The organism is Arenimonas sp. (genome assembly GCF_041913985.1).
Lineage (GTDB): Bacteria > Pseudomonadota > Gammaproteobacteria > Xanthomonadales > Xanthomonadaceae > Arenimonas.
The window spans coordinates 1-16,720 of record NZ_JAYSEG010000048.1; the positions used below are offsets into that span (position 1 = coordinate 1).

14 protein-coding genes are annotated in these 16,720 nt (G+C 70.6%); 6 read left to right on the forward strand and 8 right to left on the reverse strand.

Annotation, left to right across the window (positions count from 1 at the left end; all coding sequences use genetic code 11):
* Window positions 1-79: 79 nt before the first annotated feature.
* A complete protein-coding gene (locus ACE3Q2_RS12750) occupies window positions 80-991 on the reverse strand; it encodes a recombination-associated protein RdgC (protein ID WP_231696836.1) in 912 nt (303 codons plus the stop codon).
* Window positions 992-1,013: 22 nt separating this feature from the next.
* Window positions 1,014-1,880 (reverse strand): tRNA 2-thiocytidine(32) synthetase TtcA, encoded by an 867-nt coding sequence (gene ttcA, locus ACE3Q2_RS12755; protein ID WP_374474383.1) that lies wholly within the window; start codon window positions 1,878-1,880, stop codon window positions 1,014-1,016.
* Window positions 1,881-2,031: 151 nt separating this feature from the next.
* Between ttcA and ACE3Q2_RS12760 the strand changes: the two genes are divergently transcribed.
* Window positions 2,032-2,238, forward strand: a complete 207-nt coding sequence (locus ACE3Q2_RS12760; RefSeq protein WP_231696834.1) for a DUF465 domain-containing protein — start codon at window positions 2,032-2,034, stop codon at window positions 2,236-2,238.
* A gap of 12 nt (window positions 2,239-2,250) precedes the next feature.
* On the opposite strand, the gene plsB is transcribed toward ACE3Q2_RS12760, so the two are convergent.
* The 4 genes from plsB to ACE3Q2_RS12780 form a co-directional block, all read right to left on the reverse strand.
* Window positions 2,251-4,806 carry a glycerol-3-phosphate 1-O-acyltransferase PlsB gene (gene plsB, locus ACE3Q2_RS12765; protein ID WP_231696833.1) on the reverse strand — a complete coding sequence of 852 codons (2,556 nt, stop codon included), beginning with the start codon at window positions 4,804-4,806 and terminating at the stop codon, window positions 2,251-2,253.
* Window positions 4,807-4,816: 10 nt separating this feature from the next.
* A complete protein-coding gene (locus ACE3Q2_RS12770) occupies window positions 4,817-5,752 on the reverse strand; it encodes a hypothetical protein (protein WP_231696832.1) in 936 nt (311 codons plus the stop codon).
* Window positions 5,753-5,834: 82 nt separating this feature from the next.
* A complete protein-coding gene (gene pyrF / locus ACE3Q2_RS12775; protein ID WP_374474385.1) occupies window positions 5,835-6,536 on the reverse strand; it encodes an orotidine-5'-phosphate decarboxylase in 702 nt (233 codons plus the stop codon).
* Between the two features lie 4 nt (window positions 6,537-6,540).
* Window positions 6,541-7,452, reverse strand: coding sequence for an HAD family acid phosphatase (locus ACE3Q2_RS12780; protein WP_231696830.1), 912 nt, complete (start codon window positions 7,450-7,452; stop codon window positions 6,541-6,543).
* Window positions 7,453-7,630: 178 nt separating this feature from the next.
* On the opposite strand from ACE3Q2_RS12780, the gene ACE3Q2_RS12785 reads away from it, so the two are divergent.
* A complete protein-coding gene (locus tag ACE3Q2_RS12785) occupies window positions 7,631-9,832 on the forward strand; it encodes a tetratricopeptide repeat protein (RefSeq protein WP_374474386.1) in 2,202 nt (733 codons plus the stop codon).
* A 9-nt stretch (window positions 9,833-9,841) separates the two neighbouring features.
* Here the strand turns inward: ACE3Q2_RS12785 and ACE3Q2_RS12790 are convergent, their stop codons facing one another.
* The gene (locus tag ACE3Q2_RS12790; protein ID WP_374474388.1) at window positions 9,842-11,821 is read right to left on the reverse strand and encodes a UvrD-helicase domain-containing protein; all 1,980 of its coding nucleotides are present in this window, start codon (window positions 11,819-11,821) and stop codon (window positions 9,842-9,844) included.
* 133 nt (window positions 11,822-11,954) lie between these two features.
* Between ACE3Q2_RS12790 and arfB the strand changes: the two genes are divergently transcribed.
* Both arfB and ACE3Q2_RS12800 read left to right on the forward strand, forming a co-directional pair.
* The gene (gene arfB, locus ACE3Q2_RS12795) at window positions 11,955-12,380 is read left to right on the forward strand and encodes an alternative ribosome rescue aminoacyl-tRNA hydrolase ArfB (RefSeq protein WP_043799991.1); all 426 of its coding nucleotides are present in this window, start codon (window positions 11,955-11,957) and stop codon (window positions 12,378-12,380) included.
* The gene (locus tag ACE3Q2_RS12800) at window positions 12,377-12,967 is read left to right on the forward strand and encodes a 1-acyl-sn-glycerol-3-phosphate acyltransferase (protein ID WP_374474389.1); all 591 of its coding nucleotides are present in this window, start codon (window positions 12,377-12,379) and stop codon (window positions 12,965-12,967) included. The genes arfB and ACE3Q2_RS12800 overlap by 4 nt, the downstream gene beginning before the upstream one ends.
* On the opposite strand, the gene ACE3Q2_RS12805 is transcribed toward ACE3Q2_RS12800, so the two are convergent.
* Window positions 12,964-13,923 carry a LysR family transcriptional regulator gene (locus ACE3Q2_RS12805; RefSeq protein ID WP_374474390.1) on the reverse strand — a complete coding sequence of 320 codons (960 nt, stop codon included), beginning with the start codon at window positions 13,921-13,923 and terminating at the stop codon, window positions 12,964-12,966. The two genes, ACE3Q2_RS12800 and ACE3Q2_RS12805, sit on opposite strands and share 4 nt — an antisense overlap.
* Before the next feature lie 116 nt (window positions 13,924-14,039).
* Here ACE3Q2_RS12805 and aceB point away from each other — a divergent pair, with 116 nt between their 5' ends.
* On the forward strand, window positions 14,040-15,644 hold the full coding sequence (gene aceB / locus ACE3Q2_RS12810) for a malate synthase A (RefSeq protein ID WP_374474391.1): 1,605 nt from the start codon (window positions 14,040-14,042) through the stop codon (window positions 15,642-15,644).
* A gap of 28 nt (window positions 15,645-15,672) precedes the next feature.
* A partial coding sequence (aceA, locus tag ACE3Q2_RS12815) for an isocitrate lyase (protein WP_374474392.1) occupies window positions 15,673-16,720 on the forward strand: 1,048 nt, incomplete at its 3' end.

Sequence of the window (16,720 nt, forward strand, 5' to 3'; positions counted from 1 at the left end):
TCAGCCGCGACCGCTCTGCGAAAGGCGGTCGCGGCTGAAGCCGCTCCTACAAAGGCGGGAGCAGCGGGGCTGGCGCGGCTCAGGCCTCGGCGGCGCTGAACTTGAGGGCGCCGCCGAGCACGGCGAACAGGCGCTTGAGCTCGCCGGCCATCAGGGCGTAGCGGGCGTCGAGTTCGGCGTGCAGGCCGTCGCGCTCGCTGCCTTCGAGCTGGTCGACGGCGCCGTCGAGGAACTTGAGCTTGCGCACCACCAGGTCTTCGCCGAGCACGAAGCCGACGTGGTCGTCGAGCACCAGCGCCAGGCGCGTGACCTGCTTGCCGGATTCGAGGTGCTTGCGGATCTCGTCGGTCTGCAGCTCGTGGCGGCTGCAGCGCACCACGGCGCCGCCGTCCACGGGGTCCTTGAGCTCGCATTCGTCGCCCAGCACCAGGCCGCCGGGCAGCGGTTCGCCGGCCAGCCAGCCGGTCATCACCGCGCGCACCGAGGTTTCGGCGTTGAGCGGCAGCGCCGGGAAGCTGCCCAGCGCGTGGCGCAACTCGGACACCAGGTTCTCGGCGGTCTTGCGCGAGCTGGTGTCCACCGCGATGAAACCGTGCTCGAGGTCGATGGTGGCGTGGCAGCGCACCGGGCGCACGAAGGCGCGCGGCAGCAGCTCCATCACGATGTCTTCCTTCATGCGCTTGCGGGCGCGGCCGCCCAGGCGCCGGCCTTCCTTCTCCTCGATCTCGGCGATCTTGCGGCCGAGCTGGTCGTTCACCACGGCCGAGGGCAGCAGGCGGTCTTCGCCGCCGAGCGTGATCCAGATGCCGTCGCCAACGCGGTGGCTCATGGCCGCCTCGTCGCGGCCGAAGGGCGAAACGAAGCCGCGCGACATGAGTTCGCTGGGGCCCACCGGCTTGAGCCGGCATTCCTCCAGGCGTTCATCGAGGTCGTCGAGGGTCTTGGCGAGGGTGGCGGGGAAGCGGAAAAACGTCAGGTTCCGAAAAAACATCAATGGTCCAATGCTTGGAGAATCAGGATTCGGGGTCGCCGGCGAGCCAGGCGTGGGCGTCGGGCAGCGGGCCCTCGCCGTGGCGGCCGAGGGCGAGGAAGTCGAACAGCTTGCCGTCGGCCAGCTGCGAGGGGCGCACGTCGGCCAGGGCCTTGGCGATGGTGTCGATGCGGCCGGGGCTTTCCTTCTCCCAGGCGGCCATCATGCGGCCAACCTGCTTGCGCTGCAGGTTTTCCTGCGAGCCGCACAGGGTGCACGGAATGATGGGGAAGGCCTTCCAGTCGGCGTACTCGACCAGGTCGGCTTCGCGGCAGTAGGCCAGCGGGCGGATCACCACGTGCTCGCCGTCGTCGCTCATGAGCTTGGGCGGCATCGAGGCCAGCTTGGCGTGGAAGAACAGGTTCAGGAAGAAGGTGGCGACCAGGTCGTCGCGGTGGTGGCCGAGCGCGATCTTGGTGAAGCCCTGGGCCTTGGCGTGCGCGTACAGCGCGCCGCGGCGCATGCGCGAGCACAGCGAGCACATCGTCTTGCCCTCGGGCACCACGCGCTTGACCACCGAGTAGGTGTCCTGCTCGAGGATGGTGAAGGGCACGCCGATGGACGCGAGGTAATCAGGCAGCACGTGCTCCGGGAAACCCGGCTGCTTCTGGTCCAGGTTCACCGCCACCAGCTCGAAGCGCACCGGCGCCTTCTTCTGCAGCTGCAGCAGGATGTCGAGCATGGCGTAGCTGTCCTTGCCGCCGGACAGGCAGACCATCACCTTGTCGCCGTCCTCGATCATGCCGAAGTCGGCGATGGCCTGGCCCACCTGGCGGCGCAGGCGCTTGGCCAGCTTATGGCGTTCGTGCGACGGCTTGCGGGGCAGGGGGTCTTGCAGGACTAGGGTCATGGGATGCGGCGACGGCGATGGACGATCATTTTAGGCCATTGCCTCGTGTGGGAGGGCCTTCAGGCCCGAAGCTTCCCGGCGAGGGGCTTCGGGCCTGAAGGCCCTCCTACGGGAGCAGCGGGCGGGGTAAGCTTTGGTGAAGGGAGGGGTGATGGCCGACGAAGATCTCGCCAGGATTGCCGCGCAGCTGGTCGAGCTGCGGGTCGAGCACCGCGACCTGGACGAGGCCATCGCCCGCCTCGCCGCCGACCGCGGCGCCGACGAGCTCACGCTCAAGCGCCTGAAGAAGCGCAAGCTGCGCATCAAGGACATGATCACCGCGCTCGAGAGCCGGCTGATCCCCGACCTCGACGCCTGATCCGGCGCCGGTTCAGGCCGGCAGGTTGCCGCCGCCGGTGGACTGCGCCACCTTGCTCACCGCCTCCGGCGACAGCTTGGCGATGGTGTGCCGCAGGTCGCGGCCCAGCACCACCTTGGCGTCCTTTTCCCAGGCCATCAGCGGCTCGTCGAAGTCGAGCTTGCCGTTTTCGCCCACCCACACCAGCTTCATCTCGCGCAGCTTCTGGATGAAGCCGCGGAACAGGGTCTTGTCGAAGAACTCCGGCGCCGCCGGCGCGTACAGCAGGCTCAGGCGCTGGGCGGTGAGCTGGCACAGGCTCTCGAGCTCGCCGGCGCTGAGCGTGCGCGGGCCGTTCTTCACCAGCGTGGTGATGGCGATGAAGTAGCGCTCGAACGCCTGCTGCAGGCTGTGCGAGATGGCGCGCAGGCGGAAGACCTCGTCGGTCTGGCCCGGGCCGCGCGAGATGTAGCCGCCGTCGTCCTCGCTGGCCACCGAAAGCAGGCCCTCGGCCACGAACAGGTCCACGGTGGCGTCCAGGCGCTCGGCGAAGCCGTCGGCGTCCCAGGGGAGGAACAGCTCCTCCTGCACGAACGGGTAGATCGTGCGGCCCAGGCGCAGCAGGCCGGCGCGGCTCATGCGGCGGTTGTTCTGGAAGCACAGCGCCACCCAGGCCGCCGCCGCGAACAGGTGCAGCACGTTGTTGCGGAAGTAGCTCTGCAGCACCGCCGTCTCGCCCTCGACGCTGAGCACGTCGCCCAGCGGGTGCACGGTGCGGGTGAGCACGCCGATCTTCTCGCCGTAGGCGACGATCTCGGCCGGCTCCATCGCCGTCACGGTGACGCGGTCGGAATAGGGCAGCGCGGCCAGCAGCTTCTTGTACAGGCCCAGCTGCGCCAGCAGGTCGGCCTCGGACATGGCGTGCTTGGGCGTGGCCAGCAGGGCCAGCGCCAGCAGGTTCACCGGGTTCACGTCGGCGGCGCGGTTGATGTTCACCTGGATGCGGGTGGCGATGTCCTCCACCGCGTCGTTGAGCCAGGCCGGCTTCTCGTCGGGGTCGGCGGCGTTGCGTTCGCGCCAGTCGGGCGCGATCTGCTCGAGCACCTTGTCCAGGAAGATCGGCTCGCCGAAGTTCACCGCCACCTTGCCGTAGTGCTGGCGCAGGATGCCGGCCGAGGCCTTGAGCAGGGCCCAGATGGTTTCCTTTTCCTTGGGCCGGCCGGTGAGCTCGTCGAGGTAGCTCTTGCCCTCGATCAGCTTCTCGTAGCCGATGTACACCGGCTGGAACACCACCTTTCGGCGCGGCGCGCGCAGGAAGGCCTTGAGCGTCATCACGATCATGCCGCCCTTGGGCGGCAGCAGCCGGCCCGTGCGCGAGCGGCCGCCCTCGATGAAGTACTCCAGCGAAAAACCTTCCGACACCAGCTGCGCCACGTATTCGCCCAGCACCGCGGCGTAGAGCGCGTTGCCGCGGATCGAGCGGCGGATGAAGAAGGCGCCGCCGCGGCGCAGGATGGGCCCGATCACCGGCATGTTCAGGTTCACGCCGGCCACGATGTGCGGCGGCACGATGCCGCGGGTGTAGAGCAGGTAGCTCAGCAGCAGGTAGTCCATGTGGCTGCGGTGGCAGGGCACGTAGATGACCTCGTGCCCGGGCGCGACCTGCTTGAGCGTGTCGATGTGGTTGACGTTGACGCCGTCGTAGATGCGGTTCCAGAAGCCGGTGAGCGCGAACGAGGCCGAGCGCACCACCGGGTTGGAGTAGTCGGCGGCGATTTCCCAGGCGAAGCCGTGCGCCTTCTTCCAGGCGTCGAGGTATTCGGTGCCGTCGCGGCGGGCCTGGTCGTTGATGGCCTTGCGCACGGGCTCGGCGTCGAGCACGCGGTCCACCAGCAGGCGGCGGGTGGACAGGTCGGGGCCGATGACCGCGGTCTTGGTGCGGCGGAAGTGCGCGCGCAGCACGCGGCTGACCTTGCGCACCTGGCGTTCGTGCGGTAGCTCCTCGCCCAGGATTTCCCACACCCGCACGCCCGGCGAGAACTGCACCAGGGTGTCGCGGCCGTTGAGCAGGATGGCCAGCAGGCGCCGGAAGCGGCCGACCAGCGCCCAGTTTTCCGAGAACAGCACCGAGAACCAGCCCGACTGCCGGGTGGGCGCGCGGCCGACGAAGATCGACACGGGCACCAGCTGCACGTCCTGGTCGGGGTACAGGCGGTGCGCCATCAGCAGGCGCGAGAGCGCGTCGGAATGGCTTCGGTTCTTGGGCCGGCCGAACAGGCCCGCGCGCCGGCGCGACAGCGCCACGTAGGCGCGCTTGCGGCCCAGCGGGTCGCCCGGCAGCGCCGCCAGCGGCGAGGGCAGGCCGGCCTCGCGGCAGGCGCGGTCGAGGATCAGGGTGTTCGACAGCCCGTAGTTCTCGATGACGTAGCAGACCGGGCGGTCGAGCGAAAACGGCGGCACCACCGGCTCGCGCTGGATCTGGATCCAGGGCTGCAGCAGCTTCTCCATGAGCCGCGCCCAGAGCGGCGGGCGGGCGCGCGGGCGCGACGCGGGGGCCGGGCCGGGCGACGGCGGGGTGGTGTCATCCATGGGGCGGGGCTCAGCCGGCGTTGCCGGCTTCCGGGGCCGGCGCCGCCGTGCTGGCGGCCTCGGCGGGCACCGGGCCGGCTTCCGCCAGCTCGGTTTCGGTCTGTTCGATGGCGTCGGCGCTGTACCAGCCGTCGCCCACGCGCTGCATCTCGATCTCGAAGGCCACCGGCTTGCCCAGCAGCGGGTAGCTCACCTTCACCCGGGCGCGCTCGCCTTCGCTGGACACGAGCTCGACCGTGGCCTGGTCGAGCGACTGGTCGAGGTCGAGGTCGTAGGCGCGCGCGGCCTCCTTCAGGCCGGCGAGGGCCACGCCGCCCTTTTCCATGGCCGGCATCATCGGCAGGGCGCGGGCCTGTTCCAGGGTGGGCAGCTCCAGCTCGCGGGCGGTGCGGCTGAGCGCGGCCACGGCGCGGCGGGCGCGCTCGCGGTCGGTGAACAGCTCCGGCTGGGCCCAGGCCAGCAGGGCCTCGACCACGGCGGCGCCGTGCGCCTTCTCGGCCTCGCTCAGTTCGGTGTTGGCCTGGATGGCGGCGCCGAGGAAGATCGAGGCGGTGGCCTGCATCAGCGGCCACTGGCCGGCGGCCTCGGCCTGGAACTTGGCCAGCTTCGGCTCGAGGTCGCGCATCAGGGCCTTCTCGGCGTCGGGCGCGGTGAGGCGGGCCATCATGTCGGCGTATTCGCGGGCGTCTTCCGGGTCCACCGGCTCGGCCTCTGCCTGGCGGCGGGCCCAGAGCGCCTCGCTGCGGGCGTGCAGCTCGGGCGGCAGGCTCAGGCGGGAATAGCGCACCAGGTCGTTGTCGCGCAGGGCCTTCACCTGGGCCTGCACGGCGCCCACCGGGTCGCCCGGCACGGCGGCCAGGTCGGCGGGTTCGCGGCGGCAGGCCACCAGGGCCAGTGCCAGCAGGAGCAGGGCGGCCAGGGCCCGGGCGGTTCGGAATCGGGTCATGGGACGGTCGGGACCGGTCATTCGGGCGCTGAATCTAGCAGATCGGGTGTTCAGGACCCGTTCGCCGCCGGGCGCCGGGGCCTCAGCGCGACAGGGCCGCCGCGACCTGGGACTGGATCAGTTCGGCCGCGGCCACCGGGTCGGCGGCCTGGCGGATCGGGCGGCCCACCACGATGTAGTCGGCGCCGGCGGCAAAGGCCTGGGCCACGTCCACGGTGCGCTTCTGGTCGTCCCCCGACGGGCCGGCGGGGCGGATGCCCGGGCAAACCACCAGGAAACCCGGACCCGTGGCCTGGCGCAGCGCCGCGGCCTCCTGGCCCGAGGCGATGACGCCGTCGCAGCCGGCGGCCTGGGCGGCCAGAGCGCGCTCGACCACCACTTCGGAAGGCTCACGATCGATGCCCAATTGGCGAAGATCGCTGCGGTCCATGGAGGTGAGCACCGTCACGGCCAGCAGGCGAATGTCGCCCTTCTCCTGCGAAGCGGCGTGCATCATGCCGTGATGTTGGCCATGGATGGTGCACAGCGACACCGGGTAGCGGCGCAACCCGCGGATGGTGGCGGCCACGGTGGCCGGCACGTCGTGGAACTTCAGGTCCACGAATACCTGCTTGCCGCGGTCGGCCAGGTCTTCCAGCACGCGGAAGTAGTCGCCGCTGGTCAGCAGCTCCATCCCGATCTTGTAGAAGGACACCGAGTCGCCCAGCCGGTCCACCCAGGCGGTGGCCTCGGCGGCGGTGGGCACGTCCAGGGCGAAGATCAGGCGGTCGCGGGCGGGGATCATGGGCTTACTCGGCGTACTGGAGCGCGTCGAGCTTCATCTGGCGGCGCTTGGCCTCCGGCAGCTCCCAGGCGTTGTTGAACAGGGCCGGCTCCCAGCTGCCGTAGGTCGGGTTGGGCAGCACGAACCAGCGCTCGCCGAACCAGGCCAGGTAGGGGCGCAGGGCGTCCTTGCGGCCGGCCGGGTTGTTGGCCTCGATGGTCACCATGTCGCCGATCTGGTCGCCGAACTGCATCAGCACCCGGTGGGTGCGGCCCACGAACTGGCGGCGGCAGCCCTTCTCGGAGCCCTGCTGCTCGCAGCCCTCGACGAAGAAGCCCAGGCCCAGGAACTGCTCCTTGCTCTCGATCGGGAAGCCGGCCTTGCGCAGGTTGGCCAGGGTGGCCTCCTCGAGGTGGGCGGCGCGGTTGGAGACGTAGAACATGGTCACGCCGCGGGCGGCGGCGGCCTGGGCGAATTCGACCGCGCCGGGCACCGGCAGGGCCTTTTCCTCGCGCACCCAGCCGTCCCAGGTGACTTCGTTGTAGCTGGCGCCGTCGCGCACCAGGCGGGCCTGGTAGGGCGAGTTGTCGAGCACGGTTTCGTCAATGTCCACGATGACCGCCGGCGGCAGGCCGTCGGCCGGGTTGGCACGCTCGGACGGGACCAGCGCGTCCCAGCCCGGGGTCTTGATGGCCCGGTCGAGCTCGGCCAGCGCGGCGCGGTACACCTGGCCCGAGAGCAGCTGGTATTCCTCGGCCGTCTGCACCCAGGCCACGGCGTTGAGGTTGTCGTTCGCAGCCGGGCCGGCGGGCGCGGCCACGGGGGCGGGCGCCGGGGCCGGCGCGGCTTCGGCGGCCGGGCGCGGGGCCGGGGCCGTCTGGCAGGCCGCCAGCGCGAGCACGAGGGTGGACAGGACCAGGGTGCGGGGCAGGGACATCGGCGGCTTCCTTCCAATCAAGGCCGCCGAGTTTAGCCGAGGCGCATGACCGAATTCCCCGCGCCGGCCCGCTGAAGGTGAATCGCGGCTGCACGGGCCCCGGCCGGCCCGGCCCGGATTCGGCGTCCTGCTGTTTCCTGCCCGGGGCGCCAGTCCCCGGAAATACGAAGGATGGAACATGCAAACCCGATTCCCGGCGGCGCGGGCCGCCGAATGGCTGCGCGCCGGCCAGCGTGCGTTCGCGTCCCTGCCCAAGGCGGGCAAGGGCCTGGTGGTGGCCGCCGCCCTGGCCGGCCCGGCCCTGGCCTACACGCTGGCCGGCGGCGACGACGTGCCCGCGGCGCCCGCGGCCGACGACGCCCCGGCCGCCACCGCAGGTGCCGCCGGCGAAGCCAGCTTCCTGCACAGCGCCACCGCGGTGATGTCGCGCGACCTCGACCGCGAGCTGCAGCAGATCACCCGCGCCGGCGCCCGCGCCACCGCGGCCGTGGACCCGGAGCAGGCCGACGAACTGGACTTCGACGAGGCCCTCGAACTGCTGGCCGAACGCGTGGAAGCCGCCGAGGGCGGCGACGGCCTGCTCGATACCCTGCGCGACAGCGAGCAGGCCGACCAGCCCGACCTGCTGCTGGCGCACGCACTGCCGCTGATGGCCACCGGCGACACCTGGGGCGCCGTGGCCAACCTGCTGGTGGCGCAGGAGCAGGACGAGGACGACGCCACGCCGCTGGTGAACCTGGCCGCCGTGGCCAACAGCCAGGGCCTGCCCGCGGTGGCGCTGGCGCTGCTGGAGGAAGCCGAGGCGCGCGGCATCGCCGACGACGCGGCGCCGCTGGGCATGCGCGAACAGGCCGCGCTGCTCAACAACCGCGGCCATGCGCTGGTGTTGCTGGGCCGCCACGAGGACGCCGAGGCGCCGCTGCGCGAGGCGCTGGCGATGAACCCGGAGATGAGCGAGGCCGCGCGCAACCTGGTGCACGTGCTGCTGGAACAGGACCGCCAGGACGAAGCACGCGCGCTGGTGCCGCGCGCGGTGTGGCGCCTGCGCGGCAACCCCGCCAAGCCGGTGCCGGTGCGCTCCACCGAAACCACCGAGGCCCCGGCCGAGCCGCCGTCGCCCGCCGGCAGCCCGGAAGAGCTGCAGCAGTGGGCCGAACAGCCCTGGCTGGAAGACGTGCACGGCGACGCCCGCCTGCCGCTGTGGGTGGCGCTGGACCTGTCGAAGCAGGGCCAGCATGCCTGGCCGGAAATCCTCTATCCGGCCGCCGACGCGAGCTACGGCGGCTACTACGTGCAGGCTTCGGCCCGCTTCCTGGCCGCGCGCGAGAAGGCCGCCGCGCTGCGCGCCAGCATGGCCGGCCCGATGCAGGCGCTGGTGGTGAAGCGCATGACGCTGGGCGAGACGATACAGCAGATCATCCACACCAAGGCCTCGCCGCTGTGGATGATCGAGCCCATCGACACCGACATGCACCCGCTCGACGCCGGCAAGGAGCAGCTGATCCTCGCCAGCGGCGTCCCCACGCGCTTCGCCGCGCTGGACGTGGCGCGCAGCGAGTACGAAATGGAGAAGGCGGCCGACCACCTGTACGAGCGCTACCGGCGCGATTCGCAGTGCCCGGTCGGCAGCACCACCGACGAATGCTGCGGCATCCACCGCCGCGAGGTGGAACGCAACCTCGCCGAGTTCACGCCCTTCGTGCGCGACTACGAAGAACAGATGCGGGTGTTCTTCCGCGAGGCCTACGGCCTGTCCACCGCCATCGCCCGCAACCTGCCGCCGGGCGGCTGGCACGACATGACCCGCATCGACATCGAGCAGGCGGTGCACAACCTGCACGGCCACGTGCAGCGCGAGGTGGCCTTCGCCTACAGCCACGCCGCGCCCACGGGCAGCGCCTGCTACGGCCGCGTCGGCGACCCCGGAGGCAGCGCGGCGGACGTGGCGGTGGACGCCCCGGCCTGCAGCGCCGCCTCGCAGTGGGGCTCGGGCAAGTGGTCCTTCTCCGACGCGATCTCGATGGAAGTGACCTGCGGCAAGATCAAGTTCGTGGCCGAGGTGAACATCATCGGCACCCGCAAGGTGAAGCTGGGCCCGCTCAAGGACCTGGGCGCGGACCTCGGCATGCACGCCGAGGTGGAGATCAGCATGGAGGGCACGGTGACCATCTTCGCCGGACCCAAGGGCGGCGTGTCCGGCAAGGTCGGCGGCGTGGGCGGCGACTTCGGCGTGAAGGACGGCATCTACGCCGTGATCGGCCGCGAGGGCGTCAAGGACGTGGGTTTCCGCGTGGTGGTGGGCGGCGGCGTGGGTGCCGGCCAGGCCGGCGGCACGCACGACGTGGACAGCATGGACTTCTCGCTGGTGTCGGCGCTGTAAGCGCGCCGCTCAGTCGTTGAACAGCGCGGCGATGGCGTCCATGTGGGCGCGGCCGCGCTGCTTCTTCTCGGCGGTTTCGCGCTCGGGGTCGCTGCCGTCGCGCAGCAGGTCGCCGGCCGGCAGTTCGTCCAGGAAGCGGCTGGGCAGCAGGTGCTGCAGTTCGCCCCAGCGCTTGATCTCGGCGCTGTGGGCCAGGTAGAGCCGCTCCTTGGCGCGGGTGATGCCCACGTACATCAGGCGGCGCTCTTCCTCGAGGCGGTTCTCCTCGAGGCTGGCTTCGTGCGGCAGGTTGCCGTCCTCGCAGCCGACCACGAACACCACGCGGAACTCCAGGCCCTTGGCGGCGTGCAGGCTCATCAGGCGCACGGCGTTGCCGGGTTCGCCGCGGTCGGCGTTCGAGAGCAGGGCCAGCTGCGCGGCCAGTTCGCCCGGGCCGCCGCCGCGCGCGCCTTCGAACCACGAGGCCAGTTCGTCGAGGTTGGCCTTGCGGCGCAGGAACGAGGCTTCGTCCTTGCACTGGCTGCGGATCATGCCCAGCAGGCCGCTGCGCTCGGCCAGCACCGGCACCAGTTCGGCCGGGGTCAGGCGCTCGGCTTCGTCGCGCAGGAAGTCCACCACGCGGGTGAATTCGTCCAGGCCCGCGGCGGCGCGCGGCGTGAGCTGCTTGAGGAAGCCGATCTGGCCGGCGGCCTTCGACAGCGGCAGGCCGGCGGCCTGGGCCATGGCGGCGAGCTTTTCCAGCGTGGTGGCGCCGACTTCGCGCTTGGGCGCGGCGATGGCGCGCAGGAAGGCGGCGTCGTCGTCGGGGTTGGCCAGCACGCGCAGCCAGCTCAGCAGGTCCTTCACTTCCGCGCGCTCGAGGAAGGCGGTGCCGCCGGTGAGGTGGTAGGGGATGCGCAGCAGCTGCAGCGCCTTTTCCAGCGGCCGTGACTGGTGGTTGCCGCGGAACAGCAGGGCGAACTCGCCCCAGGGGATTTCCTTGGCCTGGTGCAGGTAGTGGATCTCGGCGGCGACGCGCTCGGCCTCGTGCTCGTTGTTGCGGCAGGCCCAGACGCGCACCGGCTCGCCGTCGCCGTGCTGGCTCCAGAGCTGCTTGAGGTGGGCGTGCGGGTTCTTGGCGATCAGCGTGTTGGCGCAGCGCAGGATGCGGCCGGAGCAGCGGTAGTTCTGCTCGAGCTTGATGATTTTCAGGTTCGGGTAGTCCTGGGCCAGCAGGTCCAGGTTCTCGGGCTGGGCGCCGCGCCAGGCGTAGATGCTCTGGTCGTCGTCGCCCACGCAGGTCATGTTGCCCTTGGGGCCGGCCAGCTGCTTGAGCAGGCGGTACTGGGCGCCGTTGGTGTCCTGGCACTCGTCCACCAGCAGGTAGCGCAGGCGTTCGCGCCAGCCGGCGGCGAGGTCGGCGTCGGCTTCCAGCAGCTGCAGCGGCAGCCGGATCAGGTCGTCGAAGTCGACCGCGTTGAAGGCCTGCAGGCGCGCCTGGTAGCGGGCGTAGATGCCGGCGGCCTCGCGCTCTCGGGTGCTGCGCGCGGCTTCGGCGGCCTGTTCGGGCGTGAGGGCGTTGTTCTTGGCGGTGCTGATCAGGTTCTGCAGCGCGTAGAGCGCGTCGTTCTTCAGGCCCTGGGGCGCCAGGTCCTTGATGATGGCCATCTGGTCGTCGGCGTCGAAGATCGAGAAGCCGCGGCGCAGGCCGGCCTTGTCGTGTTCGATCTGCAGGAAGCGCAGGCCCAGGGAGTGGAAGGTGGTGACGGTGAGGCCGTCGGCGGCGTCGCCCTTGATGCGCCGCGCCACGCGCTCGCGCATTTCCTTCGCGGCCTTGTTGGTGAAGGTGATGGCGGCGATGTGGCGGGCTTCGCGCTGGCCCGAGGCGATCAGGTGGGCGATCTTCTCGGTGATCACGCGCGTCTTGCCGCTGCCGGCGCCGGCCAGCACGAGCAGGGGGCCGGCCGTGTAGGCGACCGCTTCTTTCTGAGGGGGGTTGAGGCCGTGCATGAGTGCGGGGATTGTAGCTTTGTACCAGGTTGATTTTATTGCCCGCCAAGCCGCCCGCAGGAACCGCGACCCCGTGGCCGGACAATAAAATCAACCTGGTACACCCGGTTCAGGTAACCATTACAATCTTGGGATGCTGCAGGTGACGCCGACGCTGGCCATTCCCGACGACGAGCTGGTCGAGCGTTTCGTGCGTTCGGGCGGGCCGGGTGGGCAGAACGTGAACAAGGTGTCCACGGCGGTGGAGCTGCGCTTCGACGTGGCGAATTCGCCGTCGCTGCCCGAGCCGGTGCGCGCGCGCCTGCTGGCCCGGCGCGACCGCCGCCTGACCGACGAAGGCGTGCTGGTGCTCAGCGCCCAGCGCTTCCGCACCCAGGACCGCAACCGCGAAGACGCCCGCGAGCGCCTGGCCGAGCTCATCGCCGCCGCCACCGTGGCGCCCAAGAAGCGCATCGCCACCAAGCCCACCAAGGGCTCCAAGGAGCGCCGGCTCGGCGCCAAGCGCGAACGCTCCACCGTGAAGCGCCAGCGCAGCAGTTCGGGCTGGGACCGCGAATGAAGCCCGTCGTCCCGACGCTGCCGCCGAAGGCCCCGCGCGTGGGTTCCGCCCTGGGCCGCTGGTTCGGCCGAAGCATCCTGCGGCTGGGCGGCTGGCGCGTCACCGGCGAATGGCCCGACATCGACCGCGTGGTCATCATCGTGGCGCCGCATTCCTCGGGCTGGGACGCGGTGTGGGGCCTGGCGGCGAAGCTGGCCATGGGCCTGGACATCGCCTTCATGGCCAAGGCCGAGCTGTTCAAGGGCCCGCTGGGCTGGCTGTTGCGTTGGTTCGGCGGCATCCCGGTGGACCGCAGCGCGCCGGGCGGCATCGTCGACCAGTCGGCCGCGCGCATCCGCGAGACCGCCAATATCTGGTTCCTGCTGGCGCCCGAAGGCACCCGCCGGCGCGTCGAGCGCTGGAAGCCGGGCTTCTGGAAGATCGCGCGCCAGGCCGGCGTGCCGGTGTTCTGCGCCGCCTTCCACTACCCGGAAAAGCGCATCGTGCTCGACCAGCTGGTGCAGCTGAGCGACGACTTCGACGCCGACATGGCCCGCATCCGCGCGCTCTACCGCCCGCACGTGGGCCGCAACCGCGACACCCTCTAGCGCTCCGAGTGCCCCGCGTCGAAGTAGTCGCGGCGCTCGAACAGCCCCGGCTTCACCAGGTCGACGAAGGCGCGCGCCTGCGGGCTGAGGTACTTGCCCTTGCGCATCACCACGCCGTAGCTGCGCGGCGGGAAATATTCGGCCAGGCTGCGCGCCACCAGGCGCTCCTTGTCGGCGTCGGTGAGGCAGATCGCGGTGACGATGCTGATGCCCAGGCCCATGGCCACGTACTGCTTGATCACCTCCCAGCCGCCCACCTCCAGCGCCACCGTGTAGGGCACGCGGCGCTGCTGGAACACCAGGTCCACCAGCCGGTAGGTGGTGAGCCGGCGTGGCGGCAGGATCAGGCCGTAGGGCGAAAGGTCCTCGAGCCGCAGGTCGGGCTTGTCGGCCAGCGGGTGCCCGGGCGGGCAGATCAGCATGGGGTCGAAGGAATAGACCGGGGCGTAGGCCAGGTCGGTGGGCACGTCGAGCATGGAGCCCACGGCCAGGTCCACGGCATCGGAGCGCAGCAGCCCCAGGCCATCCTGGCCGGTCACGTTGTGCAGCACCAGCTGCACTTCCGGGTACTGGGCCCGGAAGGCCTGCACCAGCTTCGGCAGCAGGTAGAGGATGGTGGAACTGCCGGCCGCCACGTGCAGCTCGCCGGCCTGCAGGCCCTTGATGCGGCTGCGGAATTCACCCTCCAGGCCGTCCAGGCCCTCCACCAGCGGGCGGGCCAGGTCGTAGAGCACCTGGCCTTCGCGGGTGAGGCTGAAGCGCCGGCCGATGCGCTCGAACAGGGCCGTGCCCAGCTCCCGTTCCAGGGCCTGCACCTGCAGGGTGACGGCGGGCTGGCTGAGGAACAGGGCCTCGGCCGCACGGGAGACCGAGCCCAGCCGGGCCACCTGGCAAAAAGCGCGGACCGGCTTGAGGCGGTCGCCTTTGTAATAGAAACGGGCGTTGGGACCGGCCATAAGCCCCTGTTTCGGCTTGGATATAAGCGCGGCTTATATTAGTTATCAAAACATTTGCTTTGTCAAAGTGAGATTCCGGGCCCCAGAGTCGAACCGTCCCGACACCGGAGCCGCCCATGGCCGCCATCGCCTCCCCGACCCATCCGCCCGTGGAACTCGTGGGCCCCCGGCTGCCCGGCCAGGAAGACCTGCTCGGCCCGGCCGCCCTGGCCTTCCTGGTGGACCTGCACCGCGCCTTCGAAGGCGAGCGCCAGGCCCGGCTGGCCGCCCGCCGCCAGCGCCAGGCCCGCTTCGACGCCGGCGAGCTGCCTGACTTCCGCGCCGACACCCGCGCCATCCGCGAAGGCGACTGGACCGTGGCCCCGGCCCCGGCCGCGCTCACCGACCGCCGCGTCGAGATCACCGGCCCGGTGGACCCGAAGATGGTCATCAACGCCCTGAACTCGGGCGCCAGCTGCTACATGGCCGACTTCGAGGACTCCACCAGCCCCACCTGGGAGAACCTGCTCACCGGCCAGCGCGCGCTGCGCAAGGCCGTGGCCGGCACGCTCGACTGGATGGCCCCGGACGGCAGCAAGCACTACGTGCTCGACAAGGCCTCCACCACCACGCTCATCGTCCGCCCGCGCGGCTGGCACCTGGACGAAAAGCACGTGCTGGTCGACGGCGAACGCCTTTCCGCCAGCCTGTTCGACCTGGGCCTGTTCGCCTTCCACAATGCGGCCGCGCTGCAGGCGAAGGACCGCGGCCCCTACTTCTACCTGCCCAAGCTGCAGTGCATGGAGGAAGCCGCGCTGTGGGAGCAGGTGCTGTCCTTCATCGAGCAGCGCCTGCGCCTGCCAGCCGGCTGCATGAAGGTGACGGTGCTGATCGAAACCCTGCCTGCCGCGTTCGAGATGCACGAGATCCTGCACGCGCTGCGCAGCCGCATCGTCGGCCTGAACTGCGGCCGTTGGGACTACATCTTCAGCTACCTCAAGACCTTCCGCCGGCACGGGAACCGCGTGCTGCCCGAGCGCGGCCAGGTCGGCATGACCCAGCCCTTCCTCAAGGCCTATTCCGAGCTGCTGATCCAGACCTGCCACCGCCGCGGCGCGCACGCGATGGGCGGCATGGCGGCGCAGATCCCCATCGCCGGCGACCCGATCGCCAACGAAGAGGCCCTGGCCCGCGTGCGCGCCGACAAGCAGCGCGAGGCCAACGCCGGCCACGACGGCACCTGGGTGGCGCACCCGGCGCTGATCCCGGTGGCGCGCGCGGTGTTCGACGAGCGCATGCCCGGCCCGCACCAGCACGCGGTGCTTCGCGAGGACGTGCAGGCCGACCGCGACACGCTGATCCGCCCGAGCATCGGCAGCATCACGCGCAAGGGTTTCGACAACAACGTCGAGGTCTGCGTGCGCTACCTCGCCGCCTGGCTCGAGGGCCAGGGCTGCGTGCCGATCCACTGGCTGATGGAGGACGCCGCCACCGCCGAGATCGCCCGCGCCCAGCTCTGGCAGTGGCTGCACCACGGCCACCTGCACCTCGACGACGGCACGCCGGTGGACTTCTCGCTGTTCGACCGCGCGCTGCTGGCGCTGCCCTCGAAGCTGGCCGACCGCATGAAGCTGCCCGGCGCCTCGAAGATCAACGAGGCCATCGCCCTGCTCGACCAGCTCACCCACGCCGACGAACTCGCCGAGTTCCTCACGCTGCCCGCCTACGAACGCCTGAACTGATCCTCCCCACTTCAAAAGGAACGCCGCCATGACCAGCAAGCTCCCCAGCGCCGAACAACTCAAGCAGCAGTGGGCCACCGACCCGCGCTGGGCCGGCATCCGCCGCGGCTACAGCGCCGAGGAAGTGGTGCGCCTGCGCGGCACCGTGCACATCGAACACTCCCTGGCCCGGATGGGCGCCGAGAAGCTGTGGAAGTACCTGGGCGAGAAGCCGTTCGTGAACGCGCTCGGCGCGCTCACCGGCAACCAGGCCATGCAGCAGGTGAAGGCCGGCCTCAACGCCATCTACCTCAGCGGCTGGCAGGTGGCGGCCGACGCCAACGTGGCCGGCGAGATGTACCCCGACCAGTCGCTGTACCCGGCCAATTCCGTGCCGCTGGTGGTCAAGCGCATCAACAACACCCTGCTGCGCGCCGACCAGCTGCACCACGCCGAGGGCAAGGACGAGATCGACTTCCTGCAGCCCATCGTCGCCGACGCCGAGGCCGGCTTCGGCGGCGTGCTCAACGCCTTCGAGCTGATGAAGGCCATGATCGAGGCCGGCGCCGCCGGCGTGCACTTCGAGGACCAGCTGGCCTCGGTGAAGAAGTGCGGCCACATGGGCGGCAAGGTGCTGGTGCCGACCCAGGAAGCGGTGCAGAAGCTGATCGCCGCGCGCCTGGCCGCCGACGTGATGGGCGTGCCCACCCTGCTGGTGGCGCGCACCGACGCCGAGGCCGCCGACCTCATCACCTCCGACATCGACGACAACGACAAGCCCTTCTGCACCGGCGAGCGCACCGTGGAAGGCTTCTACAAGACCCGCAACGGCCTGGACCAGGCCATCAGCCGCGGCCTGGCCTACGCGCCCTACGCCGACCTGGTGTGGTGCGAGACCGGCAAGCCCGACCTCGAGTTCGCGCGCAAGTTCGCCGAGGCCATCCACGCGAAGTTCCCGGGCAAGCTGCTGGCCTACAACTGCTCGCCGAGCTTCAACTGGAAGAAGAACCTCGACGACGCCACCATCGCCAAGTTCCAGAAGGAGCTGGGCGCCATGGGCTACAAGTTCCAGTTCATCACGCTGGCCGGCTTCCACA